Source organism: Cyanobium sp. Copco_Reservoir_LC18 (assembly GCF_009834675.1).
GTDB classification, from domain to species: Bacteria; Cyanobacteriota; Cyanobacteriia; order PCC-6307; family Cyanobiaceae; genus Cyanobium; species Cyanobium minutissimum.
Window position 1 is genome coordinate 247,998 of sequence record NZ_ASAC01000026.1, and the last position, 15,631, is coordinate 263,628.

19 protein-coding genes are annotated in these 15,631 nt (G+C 64.3%); 8 read left to right on the forward strand and 11 right to left on the reverse strand.

Translation table 11 applies throughout. The features are described 5' to 3' along the window. Window positions 1-36: 36 nt before the first annotated feature. The 6 genes from L107_RS15655 to L107_RS17075 form a co-directional block, all read right to left on the reverse strand. Window positions 37-387 (reverse strand): type II toxin-antitoxin system PemK/MazF family toxin, encoded by a 351-nt coding sequence (locus L107_RS15655; RefSeq protein WP_159820346.1) that lies wholly within the window; start codon window positions 385-387, stop codon window positions 37-39. Then, window positions 384-644 carry an AbrB/MazE/SpoVT family DNA-binding domain-containing protein gene (locus L107_RS15660; protein WP_159820348.1) on the reverse strand — a complete coding sequence of 87 codons (261 nt, stop codon included), beginning with the start codon at window positions 642-644 and terminating at the stop codon, window positions 384-386. The genes L107_RS15655 and L107_RS15660 overlap by 4 nt, the downstream gene beginning before the upstream one ends. A gap of 164 nt (window positions 645-808) precedes the next feature. Continuing rightward, complete coding sequence (locus L107_RS15665; RefSeq protein ID WP_159820350.1) at window positions 809-1,078, reverse strand: hypothetical protein; 270 nt, start codon at window positions 1,076-1,078, stop codon at window positions 809-811. After that, a complete protein-coding gene (locus L107_RS15670; RefSeq protein ID WP_159820352.1) occupies window positions 1,075-1,356 on the reverse strand; it encodes a toxin in 282 nt (93 codons plus the stop codon). The genes L107_RS15665 and L107_RS15670 overlap by 4 nt, the downstream gene beginning before the upstream one ends. Window positions 1,357-1,694: 338 nt before the next feature. Beyond that, complete coding sequence (locus tag L107_RS15675) at window positions 1,695-1,928, reverse strand: DUF4926 domain-containing protein (protein WP_159820354.1); 234 nt, start codon at window positions 1,926-1,928, stop codon at window positions 1,695-1,697. 3 nt (window positions 1,929-1,931) lie between these two features. Continuing rightward, window positions 1,932-2,261 (reverse strand): DUF6883 domain-containing protein, encoded by a 330-nt coding sequence (locus L107_RS17075; protein WP_159820356.1) that lies wholly within the window; start codon window positions 2,259-2,261, stop codon window positions 1,932-1,934. 516 nt (window positions 2,262-2,777) lie between these two features. Between L107_RS17075 and L107_RS16435 the strand changes: the two genes are divergently transcribed. The 4 genes from L107_RS16435 (at window position 2,778) to L107_RS15700 (ending at window position 9,124) form a co-directional block, all read left to right on the forward strand. Continuing rightward, window positions 2,778-3,134 carry an HNH endonuclease gene (locus L107_RS16435; RefSeq protein WP_236550744.1) on the forward strand — a complete coding sequence of 119 codons (357 nt, stop codon included), beginning with the start codon at window positions 2,778-2,780 and terminating at the stop codon, window positions 3,132-3,134. Window positions 3,135-3,317: 183 nt separating this feature from the next. After that, a complete protein-coding gene (locus tag L107_RS15690; RefSeq protein ID WP_159820357.1) occupies window positions 3,318-3,863 on the forward strand; it encodes a DnaJ domain-containing protein in 546 nt (181 codons plus the stop codon). A gap of 8 nt (window positions 3,864-3,871) precedes the next feature. Then, complete coding sequence (locus L107_RS15695; RefSeq protein ID WP_159820359.1) at window positions 3,872-4,897, forward strand: hypothetical protein; 1,026 nt, start codon at window positions 3,872-3,874, stop codon at window positions 4,895-4,897. A 1,053-nt stretch (window positions 4,898-5,950) separates the two neighbouring features. Next, window positions 5,951-9,124, forward strand: a complete 3,174-nt coding sequence (locus L107_RS15700; protein WP_159820361.1) for a DUF3427 domain-containing protein — start codon at window positions 5,951-5,953, stop codon at window positions 9,122-9,124. A gap of 25 nt (window positions 9,125-9,149) precedes the next feature. Here L107_RS15700 and L107_RS15705 read toward each other — a convergent pair whose 3' ends face one another. Further along, window positions 9,150-9,554 carry a HEPN domain-containing protein gene (locus L107_RS15705; RefSeq protein WP_159820363.1) on the reverse strand — a complete coding sequence of 135 codons (405 nt, stop codon included), beginning with the start codon at window positions 9,552-9,554 and terminating at the stop codon, window positions 9,150-9,152. Continuing rightward, on the reverse strand, window positions 9,547-9,876 hold the full coding sequence (locus tag L107_RS15710; protein ID WP_159820365.1) for a nucleotidyltransferase domain-containing protein: 330 nt from the start codon (window positions 9,874-9,876) through the stop codon (window positions 9,547-9,549). The genes L107_RS15705 and L107_RS15710 overlap by 8 nt, the downstream gene beginning before the upstream one ends. A 161-nt stretch (window positions 9,877-10,037) precedes the next feature. Here L107_RS15710 and L107_RS15715 point away from each other — a divergent pair, with 161 nt between their 5' ends. Genes L107_RS15715 through L107_RS17080 form a run of 4 tightly spaced genes read left to right on the forward strand, consistent with a single transcriptional unit; the run spans window position 10,038 to window position 11,406 of the window. After that, window positions 10,038-10,694, forward strand: coding sequence for a DUF3427 domain-containing protein (locus tag L107_RS15715; RefSeq protein ID WP_159820367.1), 657 nt, complete (start codon window positions 10,038-10,040; stop codon window positions 10,692-10,694). Between the two features lie 30 nt (window positions 10,695-10,724). Further along, window positions 10,725-11,051, forward strand: coding sequence for a nucleotidyltransferase family protein (locus tag L107_RS15720; protein WP_159820369.1), 327 nt, complete (start codon window positions 10,725-10,727; stop codon window positions 11,049-11,051). A gap of 1 nt (window position 11,052) precedes the next feature. Continuing rightward, window positions 11,053-11,202: a hypothetical protein gene (locus L107_RS16780; RefSeq protein WP_236550735.1), complete on the forward strand. Its 150-nt coding sequence runs from the start codon at window positions 11,053-11,055 to the stop codon at window positions 11,200-11,202. 39 nt (window positions 11,203-11,241) lie between these two features. Next, entirely contained in the window at window positions 11,242-11,406 is a 165-nt protein-coding gene (locus tag L107_RS17080) for a HepT-like ribonuclease domain-containing protein (RefSeq protein WP_159820371.1), read from the forward strand. Between the two features lie 173 nt (window positions 11,407-11,579). Here the strand turns inward: L107_RS17080 and L107_RS15730 are convergent, their stop codons facing one another. The 3 genes from L107_RS15730 to L107_RS15740 form a co-directional block, all read right to left on the reverse strand. Further along, entirely contained in the window at window positions 11,580-13,253 is a 1,674-nt protein-coding gene (locus tag L107_RS15730; protein WP_159820540.1) for a YdiU family protein, read from the reverse strand. Between the two features lie 127 nt (window positions 13,254-13,380). Beyond that, on the reverse strand, window positions 13,381-13,962 hold the full coding sequence (locus tag L107_RS15735; protein WP_159820373.1) for a Uma2 family endonuclease: 582 nt from the start codon (window positions 13,960-13,962) through the stop codon (window positions 13,381-13,383). A 33-nt stretch (window positions 13,963-13,995) separates the two neighbouring features. Continuing rightward, window positions 13,996-15,591: an FAD-dependent monooxygenase gene (locus L107_RS15740; protein WP_159820375.1), complete on the reverse strand. Its 1,596-nt coding sequence runs from the start codon at window positions 15,589-15,591 to the stop codon at window positions 13,996-13,998. Window positions 15,592-15,631: the final 40 nt, after the last annotated feature.

Below are 15,631 nucleotides of genomic sequence, written 5' to 3' on the forward strand. Positions count from 1 at the left end.
CGCGAGGAGCTGCCGTGCGGCCACCTTGGCGAAGGCCTACACCACCAACCCAAGGATCTGCCCCACAATCGTCATCACCTCCTCCAGTTGGGAGTCGTTCAGTCGCCCGATCGGATGGGGGCGAGCGCCCCTGGCGCGCCAGTGGAAGGATTTGAGTTCATCGCACAGCACATACCTGTGGGCGTCGGGCCGATCGGGGATGGGGCCCAGGTCCACAGCAAGGGTGGAGCCACGGTTGTAGGGCGCTGACGTTATGGCACAGCCCACCACCAGGCCCAGGGTGGTGTGGAAGGAAGCGGTGGAGAGCACCGCAAAGGGGTTGTGGTCGATCCAGATCACATCGCCGCGGTCGGGCACCCAGCCTTGGACGGCACGGCGGGGACTCACTCGATGACCTCAGCACCAACCGGACGGAAGGCCATGGCCTCAGTGGGTTCGCCAGCCATGGGCTCGTAGGCCTCAAGCCGTTCGGCCAGGGAAAAGCGCTGCTGCACCGGCCGGATCATCACGCCTCCCTCCACAACGGAGAGTTCCACGGCCTGATCCACCTGAAGCTGAGCCTCACGGGCAATGGAGGCGGGCAAGCGGATGCCGAGGCTGTTGCCCCAGCGGCGCAGGGCCTGGCGTGAAGGGGTGGCAGCCATGGGGCTCAGGCGTATAAACAAAAGGATCGACACTCCAGGTCGATGGGGCGGCACACCAGCACCCTGAGCCGGGTTGGCTGCAGCCGTTGCACGCCCACACCAGAAGGGATCCCAGCAGGGGCGATGGCCTGGCGGGCTGCCCAAAACCACGAAGCTCCACACGCTCAGGGGCGATCGAGAAGCCTGCCGCACACGTACTTGTGAAGGACACTGCTGATCAGGGTCTGGTAGGGAATGCCCTCCTGCAGGGCACGGACACGCAAGGCGCCCAGATCCTCACTGGTGAGGCGAATGTTGATGCGCTGATCCTTGGTGGCCGTTGACTTTGCGGAGGCTTCCAGGCGGGAGCGCTCTGCAGCTGTAGCCACCGAACGGAGCGTGCCCGCTTCGAAGGCTTCCAGGATCTCCTGCTCTTCGTGATCAAGGGGGTTCATGGTGCGTCTCCTGGGCGGTAGGCGATGGTGGCTTTGCGGCTTGGAATGATGGTTTTGAGAAAGAGGTGATCGTCGGCCTCGACATAAGGCACCAGATGGGCATAGCCGGAGATCAGGACGACAAGAATGCGCTGGCCTGGGTAGCGGGCATGGTTTGGATGCTCGACGATGTCGAGCAGATCACCGGATTCGATAGCGACCACCACGGCCTCGAAGGAAACGCCTCGTTGAAGCTGAAGGACCTCGTTCTTGCCCGAGCTCCAGCGAAAGGGCTTCATGGCAACACCCTAAGACCCTGTGTGCCTTTTGTCATCAGTCTTTGGGTGGGGGACTAGGGCGGCAAAGCCAGACGGGATCCAAGCAGGGGCAATGGCCTGACGGGCCGCCCAAAACCAAACCTGGCCCGGTCACCCGGCAGCCGCCACCATCCCTCCATGGCCAACAGCCCCTCTGCTGCCTTCCTTCGCCTGCGGCAGTAAATCTCCAAGCGCATGCGCATGAGCCCCATCGACCAACCCCTGATGCTCAAGGAGCTCCTCGGACGCCGCAGCCCCGCCCCCGCGCAGGACGTGGCCCGGCAGATCCTAGGAAGCGAGAAGCTGAACGATGTCGAATCTCAGCGATTCGCCGTAGCCAATGAACGCACAGCGATCAGATCCTGATCACCAATCGCTCGGAGGCTGCTGCTTGAAAGCGTCAACAGCGATTGGGTGCGTCCCGATGCGGCGACAAACTCAACCTCATAACTTGCAGGATCGTGAATAGCTACGACAGCACCGAGATCGCCCAACTGCAGACCAGCATCAGGTATGTCGTGGGTGAGAGCAACTGTCTGGTGCAAGACGAACATGACTTACTCCGGAAATGCGGTGACGAGCCTTGGCTGCCTGGAATGATCGGGGATCAGCCAGACCGTTCTGAATGGTCTGGATGCGCCGTTGGGGCCTTTCAACGTAGCACTGATCACTACTTTATTCCCATAGGCGCTCATCTCGATCCGGTGAACCTTCCCAGTCTGCCCATGATGGAGCAGATCATCATGAAGTCGTATCCAGGAATCAACGGTGTAGCCGAGTGAACGAAATACCCTGGCCTTGAAGCGACCGACTGGATGCGTATCTGAGAGCAGGTAGTCGCAGATCTTGGCTTCGTCAACGATCGCGTGGTCTGCATGAGGGAGCATCCGTGGGCCAGGGTGATCGCCGGGGCTTCTCCTCCACAAGTGCCACCCCCTGTCACACCCGCCAGGATTCCCCCATGCCCCCACCCCCCTCCGCCACCTACCAGCGCCTGCGGCAGTACATCGCCAAGCAGATGCGCATGAGCCACATCTACCAACCCCTCATGCTCATGGAGCTGCTGGGGAGGAGCAGCCCCGCCCCGGCGCAGGACGTGGCCCGGCGGATCTTGGGCGCAGACGTGACCCAGATCGACTACTACACCGAACGGGTGAAGCGGATGGTGGGCCGGGTGCTCACCGGCAACGGCATCACCGCCTACGGCAACGGCGCCTACAGCCTGATCGGCGGCGACGGGCGGAGCGACGCCGAGCGCGACGCGCTGCAGCATCTGTGCCGCCAGCGCCTCGAAGCCTTCCGCGAGCACCCCGATCAGCGGATCGGTGAAATACCGGGTTCACCGATGCGCCCGGGGCCGCTGCGAGTGCTGCGGCGCGCACGAGCACCAGCGCGCCTTGGAGGTGGACCACATCATCCCCAAAAACCAGGGTGGCTCCGACGCCATCACCAACCTGCAGGCGCTCTGCTTCCGCTGCAATGCCGGCAAGCGCGACACCGACTGCACCGACTTCCGCGGTATGCAGGCCAGCTACGACCACCGCGAAGCGGGCTGTGTGTTCTGCGCGCTGGAGGGCAACGGCCGGGTGCTGCTGGAGAACGAGCTGGCGCTGTGCATCGCCGACGCCTATCCCGTGAGCGAGGGAAACAGCCTGGTGATTCCGCGTCGGCATGTGGCCGACGGGCTCGAGCTGCACCAGCCGGAGTGGAACGCCGTGGTGGAGCTGCTGAAGCTGCGGCGGGAGCGGCTGAGTGCCTAGGACACGTCGATCAGCGGCTGGGCTGGTTTGCTCAACGCAAGAGGGGGGCTGAATTCAGGCGAAGCGGCGGGGCAGACGGCGTTTCATGCCCACTGGCATCTGATCCCCCAGCGAACAGATGATGACAAATCCCCCCGCGGAGGCGTTCGGGGAGTTATCAAGGGCAAACAGCACTACTGAGACGTGGCCACCAAGACGCCAACGCGCAAGAAGCTCGATCGGCCAGCGGTCTTAGCAAGGATCGATGAGATCCTCTCGGCTGGGGATTTGGATGCTGAAAGCCTATTGGCGTTCGCGGAGTTTATCAACGGAAAGCCGTTTCCCGAACCTGTTCTCACGCTGACAGAGCTCAAATCGGCAGTGTGCAAGGTGTTTGGCAGCAAGAATGCCACGGAGCTACGCAAGTCAAGTGAGTTCAACCTCGCGATGGCAGGCCGCACATTTGATCTCAAAACAAAGGCCGATTGGCTCAAGCTCTATCGGGAGTGGGTTGGAGTTCCCCATAGCGAGCGTGCCAAAACTGGCAAAACATCGATTAACGGCATCGATGTCTTAGAAAATTTCAGACCATGGCATGTGTTCTCACTTGATCCATCAACAGCGAGCGCCGAGGACATCAAAGAGGCCTTTCGCAGGCTTGCCAAGGAACACCATCCCGATGTTGGCGGCGATCCGCGCGTCATGGAGCGGCTCCAAAAAATGCGTGACTCCCTCCTTGCCTTCCTTTAACCAAGCCGATGACGACGACATCCAAGCGATCACGTGATGCCTTCTCCTTTCAGGAGACCGCCAGAATTCTTGGCATCAGCGCCAAGAAGCTCAACGGAATCTGCCAGTTCTTTGATGCCCACAATGATGATGAATGGGAGTTGGTAGAAGGAGAATTCTTTGAATACGAGCCTGGCCAAGCTCGCAGCCGGCGCTTTTACGAAGAAGGCGTGATGGCGCTGGCGAAGTATCTGGAGGAGAAGGAAGGTGGGAGCATTTTAGCCAAGATTCATGAGTCCTTTACCCAGCACCGTGCACGGGTGACACGCACACTCGTTAAACGGCGCATTATTCAAGTCACTCAAGATCGGAGCGCCATCCAGATCCGAGGTGATCTTGTTTTTCTGGAGCAGCGCTCAGTCGTCAGGGTACTGGGCACCAATGGGAAAGGGATGGCTGGCACCATCACCCGGATACAGGAAGAGAGCTCTGGCCTAGAAGGTGCTGAGGGGTTAGAGATCGGTGTACATTTTGATAGCTTTGAGGGCAACGATCAGCGCCATTGGAGCCAGCGCGGCATCGTGCGCCTGGCGAAGACGATGAGGGACAAAGGCCGAATCACCAAAGCACGAAAGGCTTGGGTGAAAGCAGTTGCCGATGTGGCGGAAGAGTGCTTTGAGGTCCAGCGAAAGCTGCTCGAAAGCCACGAAGCGAGGGTGAAGACAGCGAAGGATAAAGTTCGGCAGAGGGCGCTCCGTAAAGATGGTGCTGGCTGTGCCGTCTCCGGCCAAAAACCGTCAGCCTCCGATCAGCATCCAGTTGAACTAGAGGCGCATCATCTGTTCGATGCCAGTTCACGCCCAGACCTGGCAACCTACGAAGAAAACTTGATTGCTATCAGCAGCAGTATTCATCGAAACTTCCATAAGTGGATGGGCTCAAAATCTTGCGAACCCAAAGACTTTGTTGACTATCTCCTAGGCAATGAGATGAACCATTTTGATGGGCCACCCAGTGTTAAAAAAGGAAGGAGCAGAAGCTCCAAAAGCTTATGAATCGGCTTGAACTGCTTCAAGCCAGATTCGAAGGAAATCACTTGCTTTACTGACGCTCCAGATCAGAAGCGGGCAGTAGATTTCTGAATACGGAGGCAACTTATGCACCGGCCTTCTGAATCTGGATGTTGGACGGTTTGCTACAGGCAAATCATTCCTGGAGAACCTCCATGTACTTGCAGAAATCAACCATCAACAATTTACTGGATACCTGCATGCCTACATTTGTTTGCAAGCAAATAGCAGAACAAGTGATGCTCCGGCAAAGGCCGCAAGACATATTGGTGAGGCTCATTGAATAGCTACGCGCGCATTGCCTCAGCAATCAATCAGCCTGAAAGTGATTTCTAGTCCTGCTTATAATGCTCCTCGTTGCGTTGCCGAGATTCCTCTTTTCCTTCTAGCCAGTAGACTCCTTTGAACTTATCAAGTGCCATCCGGCGATAAGCCTCCTCGCTCATCACCACCTCGGCAGTGAAGTAGTAAGTCAGTTCACCTCCATCGCTAGATGAAACGACCTTTGGCTGAAATGTACGGCTACCATCCGAGTCGGTAGGGGAGAGAGTGAAATGCCCAGGGCGAAGACGACCCATGATCTTTAGTGGCTTGGTCGGTGGCAAAGCAAATTATGCCATATCCAACTTCAAGTTGCCGGATTCCCCCGGCCGGAGTATTCCAGTTTCGGAGTATAGGCATGTTTCCTGCGGCATTAGCCTAAATAATCGCATTCATTGATGCTTACCGATATACGTATTGCCACATTACACTAGATAATGTATTCACCAGGATTGCGATTAAGATTGATGATGCTAGTCCGTCTAGCTAGTAATTGGACGGTTCCGCATGAATCTCCTGTCGCCCCTTGTCCTTCCGCAGAAGAAGCAGATCGGAGCTTGGCTTCACTGTGCTGATCCCTTGCTGGAGCAGGCATCCGGCCTAAACCGCCAATGCTGGCTGTCACGTTATCCGTATCCGGATAGCATCGCCACAGCCCGAGCCCATTCTTGGCTGGCGATCCACGGCAACAACCGCATTTGAGGAGTCTGGTTTGCCATGCCCGACCAGGCCCCACCCCCCGGCCTCTACCAGCAACTCCTCACCGAGGGCCTGGAGCAGCAGCTGCACCAACTGCAGGAAACCCTGGTCGCCACCGACGGTCTGGATCCACAGGAATCCCCGCGCCTGCTGGCCCGGCACCTGGCGGGTCTGGCCCGCATTGCCCTGGAGCACCTGAGCGGTGGCTCCACCCCTGAGCACCAGCTGGCCCTGGTGAACCAACTGCTTGGCCTGCTCCAGAGCCAGGCACCACGCGCCATCACACCGGCCGACCAGCTGCATCCCTCCGCCCGGCTTCTCTCGGAAGTCCGATCGACGGCACTCCTGCCCGGCCAAGCCGAAACCATCCGCCCGCTCATCCCCCTGGCCGACAGCACCCTGCTGGTGAACGCCAGCGGCGAACCGTCGGTGGGGCAGGCGCTGATCCACGAAATCCCCTCCGCCCAGCGGATCGACCTGCTCTGCGCCTTCATCAAGTGGAGCGGTCTTCGCCTGCTCCAGCCTGCGCTGTCTGCGTTCCTGCAGGCTCAGCCCCGCCGCCAGCTGCGAGTGCTCACCACCGTCTACCTGGGCGCCACCGACCGCCGCGCCCTCGATTGGCTGGTGGCCCACGGCGCCGAGGTGCGCGTCAGCTACGACACCCGCCGCACCCGCCTGCACGCCAAAGCCTGGCTGTTCCATCGGCCCGGCCTCTCGGGCGCCGCCCCTGCCTCCACGGCCTACATCGGCTCCTCCAACCTCTCCACCGCCGCCTTGCACGACGGCCTGGAGTGGAACGTGCGCCTCTCCGCCCACGACAACGAGGGCATCCTGGCCAAGTTCCAGGCCGCCTTTGAGAGCTACTGGGAGGAGGGCGAGTTCGAGCCCTACCGGGCCAGCGAAATCGATCAGCGCCGCTTTGATCGGGCCGTGTGCGAGGAGTCGGCGGGGGATTCGGCAGCAGACGCCACTCCGCTCAGCTTCTTCGACATCCGCCCCTACGCCTACCAGCAGGAGATCCTCGAAAAGCTGGCAGCCGAGCGCAGCCTCCATGGCCGCTGGCGCAACCTGGTGGTGGCCACCACCGGCACAGGCAAAACCGTGGTCGCCGCCCTCGATTACGCCCGCCAGGCCGGCCCGGGTCACCCCAGCCTGCTGTTCGTGGCCCACCGGCGCGAAATCCTGCAGCAGAGCCTCGCCACCTTCCGCCAGGTGCTGCGCGATGGCTCCTTCGGCGAGCTGCTGGTGGATGGTCAGCGCCCCAGCCAGTGGCGCCATGTGTTCGCCTCCGTGCAGTCGCTCGCTGGGCTGGATCCGGCTGCCCTGGCGCCGGACACGTTCGCCGTGGTGATCGTCGATGAGTTCCACCACGCCGCCGCCGCCAGCTACGAGCGCTGGCTGGCCCACCTGAGGCCGTCCCTGCTGCTGGGCCTCACCGCCACCCCCGAGCGCACCGGTGGCGAAGACATCCTCCATTGGTTCGAGGGCCGCATGGCCGCCGAACTGCGCCTGTGGAGCGCCCTCGACCAGGGCCTGCTATGCCCCTTCCACTACTTCGGCCTGCACGACGGCACCGATCTCTCCCAGATCGAATGGCGCCGCAACGGCTACGCCAGCGAAGCCCTCTCCAACCTCTACACCGCCGACGACGCCCGCCTCCGCCTGATCCTGCGCGAACTGGCAGACAAGGTCACCCACCTGGCGTCGATGCGCGCGCTGGGCTTCTGCGTGAGCGTGGAGCACGCCCATTGGATGGCCCGCAAGTTCGTGGCCGCCGGCCTGCGCGCCGCGGCCCTGGATGCCTCCAGCCCCCGCGACGAGCGCGCCGAGCAAATCCGCCGCCTGCGCGCCGGCGAGCTGCAGATCCTGTTCGCCGTCGACCTGTTCAACGAAGGCCTCGACATCCCCGAGATCGACACGGTGCTGTTCCTGCGCCCCACCGAGAGCCATCTGGTGTTCCTGCAGCAGCTCGGCCGCGGGCTGCGCCTCTGCCAGGGCAAAAGCTGCCTCACCGTGTTGGATTTCATCGGCCAGGCCCACCGGAGCTTCCGCTTTGATCTGCGCTACCGCGCCCTGCTCGGCGGCACGCGCGACCAGCTGGAACAGCAGATCAAAGAGGGGTTTCCCTTCCTGCCGGCCGGCTGCAGCCTGCAGCTCGATCGGGTGTCGAGCGAGCGGGTGCTTTCAAATTTGCGCGAGTCGCTGCCCAGCCGCCGGCCCCAGCTGCTGGCGGAATGCCGCCGCCTTGGGCGCTGTTCGCTGGCGGGGTTGCTGGAGGGGCTGGGGATGGAGCTGGGGGAGTTTTACCGGGTGGCGGGGTCGTGGGCGTTGCTGCAGCGGGAGCTGGGGTGGGGGGCTGGGGCGGCCTCCGGGGGGCCCACGGCGGATGAAGAGCGGCTGGGGCGGGGGATCGCCGGCGGATTGCTGCATCTCGATGACCCCGAGCGATTGCGTTGGCTGGTGGCTCAGCTGCAGCGGCCCGTGGCGCCCGATCCGGCGGCTTTGGATCCTGGGGCCGAGCGGCGCTGGCGGATGCTCCTGGCCCAGCTGTGGGGCAGCGGCCGCCAGCACCTGCCCCTGGCCGAAGCGTTGGTGCGGCTCTGGGCCGCCGCCGACCTCCGCGCCGAACTGGTGGAGCTGTTCGAGCTGCTGCACGAGCGCACTGACCACCTGGTGGCGTCGCTCGACTGGCCAGGCATCGGCGCCGATGAGCCGCCGCCGCCGGTGCCTCTTGGCCTGCACGGCCGCTACTCCCGCGCCGAGGTGTTCGCCGCCTTTGGCCTGCTCAACGACACCCGCACCTTCCCCGGCCGCGAGGGAGTCTTCTTCGATGAAGCCACCCAGTGCGACGTCTTCTTCATCACCCTCAAGAAGTCCGAGCGCCTGTTCTCCCCCACCACCCGCTACAACGACTACGCCATCTCCCCGTGGGAGTTCCACTGGGAGAGCCAGAGCCTCACCCGCGAAACCTCAGCCACCGGGCAGCGCTACATCCACCATGTGGAGCGCGGCAGCCGGGTGATGCTGTTCGTGCGGGAGGAAAGCAAGCGCGGCGGGGTGACGCTGCCGTTTCTCTGCCTGGGGTTCGCGGAGTATGTGAGCCACGAGGGGGAGCGGCCGATGGCGATTCGCTGGCGGCTGCAAAGGGCGATTCCGGGGGGCTTCTATACGGAGCTGGCGGTGGCGGTGTGAACGCCAACCAAGCCAGTCGTTTTGTTCACTCTTCCTGCTGCTCTGAGCCAAGCAGAATCCTCAGGGCCTGCCTCAGATTGCTGGCGAACTCCACCAGTTCTGCTTGTTCCTCGGATGAGGTTTCAAAACCTGGGTAGCGAGCGAGCACTGCGCCTGATGAGAGGTCAGCCAGTTCTTCACCATCCCAGCTCCATTGGCCATCCACAGCTTCCAGCTGGCGGGACAGGGCGGCCAGATCATGGATCTTGTCGACCGTCTGCCCCAGCTGAATCAACCGGGCTTTGAGCAGTTTCTCCACACATTGCTGGGCGTGGAACACCACCGCATCACGCAGGCCGGGTGTGTTTCTGGTGAGGAGTATCTCCATGGCTTCCCAATCGCCCTCGGCCTTGGCTATCCACTCCGGAACGGCGGACCAGGGTTCAACCATGCAGCACCTCGCCATGATCAAGCGCCTCGCGCACGACCGGATCGCCCCCCCGGTAGCGAACCTCAATCTCCTCGGGCCGCCGGACCAGGAGATCCAGGGGAAATAGTGCCTGGCAGAATCGGCGCATTTCACGGATCTTGGCCAGGTGGCGTCCCTCGAAGGGCATCACGACCAGGATGTCGGCATCGGAATCCCAGCGCCCCTCACCACGGGCCAAGGAACCAAACAAGATCACCTTCTCGGGGGCGTAGCGCTCCACCAACCGCTGCGTGAACGCCAGCAGCGCCTCGCGAGTCACCAGAGGGGTCGGCGTTGTGGTCATGGGCTTCATCATCGCGAAGCTTCAACGAGCAGGCCACGGTGCTGTTCCTGCGGCCCACCGAAAGCGCCATCGTGTTGCGGCAGCAGCTCGGGCGCTGCTCGCTGGGGGGTTGCTGGAGGGGCTCAGGATGGAGCTGGGGTGGGTGGCGGCAGCGGCCTCGGATGGGCCCGCGGCGCTGGCGCATGCTGCTGCTCCAGCTCTGGGGAACGTCGCCGGATCGCCTTGCTCTGCAAGACGCACTCGACCGTCTCTGGGCCTGTCCAGCCTTTCTCGTTGAGCTGCGCGACCTGTGCGCCCTCCTGTTGGAGCGCACCGACCACCTCGCCCCTCCCCTGGACTGGGAGCAGCCCGTGCCCCTGGCCCTCCACGCCCGCTACAGCCGCGCCGAGATCTACGCCGCCTTTGGCCTGATCAGCGATACCCAGCAGACCACCGGCCAGTCAGGGGTGTTGTTCGATCGGGCCACCCAGTGCGACGTCTTCTTCATCACCCTCAAGAAGTCGGAGCGCCTGTTCTCCCCCACCACCCGCTACAACGACTACGCCATCTCCCCGTGGGAGTTCCACTGGGAAAGCCAGAGCAACACCCGGGAAGCCTCCGCCACCGGGCAGAGATACATCCACCACGTTGAGCGGGGCAGCCGGGTGCTGCTGCTTGTGCGGGAGGAGAGCAAACGCGGCGGGGTGACGTTGCCGTTTCTGTGCCTGGGCTTTTCGGAGTACGTGAGCCACGAGGGCGAGAGGCCGATGGCGATTCGCTGGCGGCTGCAGAGGGCGATTCCGGGGGGCTTCTATCCGGAGTTGGCGGTGGCGGTGTGAGGGGCCCGAAAGCTCCATTAACCTGACCCGATGGACACGGCTGCCCCGCTACTGCCCTTGCTGATCGACCGGTTAGAGCCGCTCAGGCACCTGTGCGCCCTTTACGGGGTGGATCGGCTGGAAGTGTTCGGCTCGGCGGCGAAGGGCCTGTTTGACCCCGCCAGCAGTGACCTGGACTTCATCGTGCAGATGACGGGCCAACGGGAACCGGGCTATGCACGACGCTTCTGTTCCTTCGCCGATGAGTTGGAAGTCCTCTTCGGCCGTCCGGTGGATCTCTTGACGGAATCCATGATCCACAATCCCTATTTCCGGAAAGACGTGGACGCGTCACGCCGGCTCATCCTGGAACTCTGAAATGCGAAGGGAGGCGCTGAAACGCCTGCTTGACCCCTTTGAGGCCATCGAAGCAATTGAGCGCTTCATCGAGAACTGCTCGCTTGAACACTACCTCGACAATGAGCTGATCCAATCAGCGGTGGAACGTAAATTCGAAATCATCGGATAGGCTCTGAAGCGGGCCCTTGAGGCAGATCCGAGTGTGCTTATGCTCATTCCCGATCTAAGCCGCATCGTTGGAACACGAAACAGAATCATCCATGTGTACGAAGCCGTGGATCAGCTGATTCTCTGGGATTCGATCAACAATGACCTCCCAGGTCTGAGAAGCTCTCTGTTGGCTGCCTTGGGCAAGGATCCTCCCATGCCTTAGCCATTGGCCGAACTGATCAACAGCGGTGTCTCGCTCCCGTTCATTTTCCTCGGCTTTGCCAATTCCATGGACGATGTGCGCGAAAGCATGGCCTGCCATCTGCCATCAGCATCACCCCGTCGTCGACGGCCTGTATTTGGCGCTGGCCGAGCGGGTGCTGCGCTGAACCCCCTTCAGGACGAACAGCTGTAGTGCGACACCCCGCCGGCGTTGAAAAACTCCCTGGGCTTCAGGCGGTCGTAGGTCGCCGCCAGCTCCGCAGGCAGGGCGTCGTAGGGATGGCGAAACACCTCCTGCAGCTCCCTGACCAGGCCGTAATCACCCTGCGCCGCCTGTTCGTAGGCCGGGGCGATCAGCCATTCGCGCCAGGTGATCGCGGGGTTCACCCGCTTCATCGCTGCCGATGTCGCGCTCAGGTCGCCACTGCCCGTCACCTGATCCCGCCAGCGTTGCAGCCATAGCGTCCACTGCCCATCGAGCTCCTCTGAGCAGGGCAGATAGAAGCTCTCCTGCAGGGCCGAGACGTGCTCGGGGATGTCGGACAGCCTGCGGAAGAAGATCGTGTAGTCCGCCTTGGAGGCCACCATCAGCTGCAGCAGCTCCTGCACCAGCTCAGCGTCGTAGGTGATCAGGCCGAGCTTGCTGGCCCACATGGCGTCGAGCTCCTGGCCCATCGCTTCGGAGAAGCCCTCCCGAAGCTGATCCAGCCTTGCCAGGGCCGTTGTGTTGCCCTCGAGCAGGGGCCGGAGGGAGGCCCAGAACATCTGAAAGTTGGCTTCAGCCGCCACCGGTTGGTTGAAGAAGGAGAAGTGCTGGCCGCCGCCGGTCCAGGGCTGGAAGCGGGGATCGAACAGTTCGCAGAAGCCGAAGGGGCCGTAGTCGAGGGTGTAGCCACCGGCAGCGCAGTTGTCGCTGTTGAAATTGCCCTGGCAGTAACCCACCCGCATCCAGTTCGCCACCAGAGCCGTGAGCCGTCCGCGGAACAACCCCGCCAGCGCCACCACCTGATCAGCAAAGTCCAGAGCCGGATCGATCTCCTGGCGGTAGTTGCGCTCGATCAGATGCCCCACGATCATCCGCAGCTCGTTGCGCGCCTCCGGATGGGCACCGCTGCGGACGCGGCGGGCGAACAGCTCCAGCTGGCCCACCCGCAGAAACGAGGGCGCCACCCGGGTGGTGATCGCCGCCGGGTTGTCCACCAGGATGTCGGGATCGAAGGAGCGGGAGTTCGGCGAGTACCAGGGCCGGCGCACGGTTTCCGATCCAGACACATAGAGCGTCAGCGAGCGGGAGGTGGGCACCCCCAGGGCGTGCATCAACTCCTGCGCCAGGAACTCGCGCACGCTGGAGCGCAGCACCGCCCGGCCATCGGCGCCCCGGCAGTAGGGCGTCGGGCCGCCGCCCTTGAGCTGCATCTCCCAACGCCGGCCGCCAAAGACGCCTTCGAACACGGAGATGGCCCGGCCATCGCCATAGCCGTTGCCGGTGCCGAATGGGCACTGCTGGATGTATTCGCTGCCGTAGATCGAGAGGGCATACCCCGTGGCCCAGCCGAACGGGCGCATCGGCTCCTGCGCCGCCGTGATGTCACCGGAAAACAGTCGGCGGAAGGACGCGTCGAGGGCAAGCTCGTCGCTCAGGCCAAGCTCCTGGAACAGGGTGCGGCTGTGGGCCACAAGCTCCGGTGCCGGCAACGGCGTGGGCGTCACCGGCACGTAATGGCCGGAGAACACCTGGCGGGGCCGATGGTCGTGGCCATCGGCGGTGGCCTGGGGATCCGCCCGCAGGGAATCCAGCAGCGAGTAGTCGGCCTGCTGGGCAAAGTCCGCGAAGGTGGACGTAGGGATGGCGGTGGGCGCTGCTGTCGGCACGGCGGTCGTCACGGGTCTCTCGGGTGTGGCGCGGCCCGGGCAGGGCCCTGACGCTGGGGTCCCCATCCTGGCGAGCTAAGCCCGCACAGCGCCTGATCCCAGATCAGCCGTCCCAGATCTCCTCCAGCTCCAGCCGCAGGCCCGGTAGCTCCGGCTCCCCTTCCAGCACCGCCAGTCCCTCCAGCCGCTGCGGTTCGCCACTGGCGTGCCACACCTCCACACCGCGGATGTCGGGCAGCAGCAGCCAGCCCAGCCGGGCCCCATTCGCCTGGTAGGCGGCCATCTTGCGGCGCAGATCCGGCAGCCGGTCCGATGGGCTGGCCAGCTCCACCACCAGTTCAGGGCAGAGGGGCGGAAAACCCTGGCGCTCGTCCCTGGAGAGGGCCTGCCAGCGTTCCAGCCGCACGGCACTGGCATCCGGACTCAGCACGGAGCCATCGGGCAGCAGGAAACCGGTGGAGCTGTCGAACACGCACCAACCGGGCTGGGTGCGGGCCCACAGACCCAGCTGCACAGCCAGCTGGTGGATGCGCCGGCCGGTTTCGCCGCCTGCAGGGGTCATCTCGATCAAGTGCCCGTCCGCCGCCAGCTCCAGCACCGCCTCCGGATTGGCCGCGCAGAGTTCGGCGTACTGGGCCGGCGTGAGCCGCAGCGCTTCGCTGAGCTGGCGAGGCAGGGTGAGCATGGCCCTGCGGAGGCGCAAACAGTTGGTTGGATCCTAGGCAGGGTTCAGGTGGTCGCCTTCACGGCGGCCCAGCACCAGCCCCCCATACCGCCGCACCGCGCTGCGGTGATCGGTGTCGGCCCTCAGGCCGATGAAGCCGTCCGGCCGCACCGCCAGCAGGGTGAGGGGGCCCAGCCCCAGGCTGGGTGCCTCCTCCAGCCGCACGGCCTCCACGGCCTCCACCAGCGCCGGCGGCAGCGCGCCGGCGGCCCGCTCAGCCTCCAGCTCGGCCTGCAGGGCTGCGAGGGCGCCCTGTGACGCGTCGGGGCCGGCCACCAGCAGCAGCGTGTGGCCGCAGCGGTGGGTGAGCGCATGCAGCAGCTCCGCTCCCGCTCGGGGAGGGGCCGCGATCGTGGTGGGCAGCCGCTGGCCGGCGCCGAACGGCTGGGCCTCACTGCCGATGGCGCCGCCGAGGGTGATGGCCGAGCCGGCGTAGCTGACGTTCATCTCGGTTTCCGCCACCACCTCCTGCTGGCGGGCCACCGGATTGGCCAGCAGGGCGGCGATCGCCCGGTCGCGGGCGGCGCGCTCCGCGGGCTCCTGCAGCCCGTGGGCCCGCTCGGTGGCATCGCCGGAGCGGCAGATCTGCTGTGCCACCGGACGGCGCTCCTGCTCGTAGCTGTCCAGCAGGGCGGGGTCAGCGGCGCCGTGGTGCACCAGGGCCAGCTTCCAGGCCAGGTTGGCGGCATCGTGCAGCCCGCAGTTCATGCCGTGCCCTTCGGCGGGGGAGCACACATGGGCGGCATCGCCGGCCAGGAACACCGGCCCGGCGCGGAAGGCGCTGGCCACCCGGCTGTGGCAGTGGAAGCGGCTGGGGTTCTCCACGCCGCTGAAGCGGGCCTGGGGCAGGTACCGCTGCAGCACGGCGGCGGCCTCGGCCACCAGATCGCCCTCCTCGGCTTCGGGCCGCAGGTACACCCGCCAGCGCTCCTCGGGCAGGGCCGTGAGGATCAGGGGCGAGGTGTCCAGATAGGCCACGTTGACCTCGTGGCTGTCGGCCCAGCCCTCCACCGCCGCATCGAACACGGCCCAGGGGCGGCTGATGCCATGGCCCTCGAAGTCGAGGCCGCTCAGCGCCCGGGTGGTGCTGCGCAGGCCGTCGCAGCCCACCACCCAGCGGGCCTGCACGGTGTGCTCCTGCTCGCCGCAGGCCACCGTGGCGGTCATCCCCTCGCCGTGGGGCGCCAGGGCCACCAGACGGCAGGAGCGGTGCACCCTGCCCCCCTGGCTCTCGAGATGGTCAGTGAGGATCGTTTCGGTCACCTCTTCGGAGAGGCCGAGGTTGAAGCCGTAGCGGCTGCCGCAGTCGGCCAGATCCAGCTCCCCCAGCCGCTGTCCATCGGCGTGGATGAGGATCCGCCGCTGCCGGCAGCCGGCCTCCAGAAACCGATCCACCAGCCCCAGCGCCTCGAAGATCTCCAGCGAGAGCGGGTGGATCACCGTGGCCCGGTCCCAGTGCAGGGCCTCGGCCCGGGCGTCGATCAGCAGGTTGGGGACGCCGCGGCGCTGCAGCTCCCCCGCCAGCAGCAGGCCGGTGGGGCCCGCCCCCACCACGAGCACGCAGGTCTGGCTGGGAAGGGATGACGGCATGGCGCCCGGGCGGGTCGAGCTGGCGCGGGCCAGTCCCGGG

Coding starts and splice junctions, on each gene's coding strand:
- L107_RS15720 (WP_159820369.1), top strand. CDS start 10,725: ATGGACACGGCTGCCCCGCTACTGCCCTTGCTGATCGACCGGTTAGAG.
- L107_RS15670 (WP_159820352.1), bottom strand. CDS start 1,356: ATGAAGCCCTTTCGCTGGAGCTCGGGCAAGAACGAGGTCCTTCAGCTT.
- L107_RS15710 (WP_159820365.1), bottom strand. CDS start 9,876: ATGACCACAACGCCGACCCCTCTGGTGACTCGCGAGGCGCTGCTGGCG.
- L107_RS15700 (WP_159820361.1), top strand. CDS start 5,951: ATGCCCGACCAGGCCCCACCCCCCGGCCTCTACCAGCAACTCCTCACC.
- L107_RS15740 (WP_159820375.1), bottom strand. CDS start 15,591: ATGCCGTCATCCCTTCCCAGCCAGACCTGCGTGCTCGTGGTGGGGGCG.
- L107_RS15705 (WP_159820363.1), bottom strand. CDS start 9,554: ATGGTTGAACCCTGGTCCGCCGTTCCGGAGTGGATAGCCAAGGCCGAG.
- L107_RS15665 (WP_159820350.1), bottom strand. CDS start 1,078: ATGAACCCCCTTGATCACGAAGAGCAGGAGATCCTGGAAGCCTTCGAA.
- L107_RS17080 (WP_159820371.1), top strand. CDS start 11,242: ATGCTCATTCCCGATCTAAGCCGCATCGTTGGAACACGAAACAGAATC.
- L107_RS16780 (WP_236550735.1), top strand. CDS start 11,053: ATGCGAAGGGAGGCGCTGAAACGCCTGCTTGACCCCTTTGAGGCCATC.
- L107_RS15660 (WP_159820348.1), bottom strand. CDS start 644: ATGGCTGCCACCCCTTCACGCCAGGCCCTGCGCCGCTGGGGCAACAGC.
- L107_RS15715 (WP_159820367.1), top strand. CDS start 10,038: ATGGGCCCGCGGCGCTGGCGCATGCTGCTGCTCCAGCTCTGGGGAACG.
- L107_RS15675 (WP_159820354.1), bottom strand. CDS start 1,928: ATGTTCGTCTTGCACCAGACAGTTGCTCTCACCCACGACATACCTGAT.
- L107_RS15695 (WP_159820359.1), top strand. CDS start 3,872: ATGACGACGACATCCAAGCGATCACGTGATGCCTTCTCCTTTCAGGAG.
- L107_RS15735 (WP_159820373.1), bottom strand. CDS start 13,962: ATGCTCACCCTGCCTCGCCAGCTCAGCGAAGCGCTGCGGCTCACGCCG.
- L107_RS17075 (WP_159820356.1), bottom strand. CDS start 2,261: ATGCTCCCTCATGCAGACCACGCGATCGTTGACGAAGCCAAGATCTGC.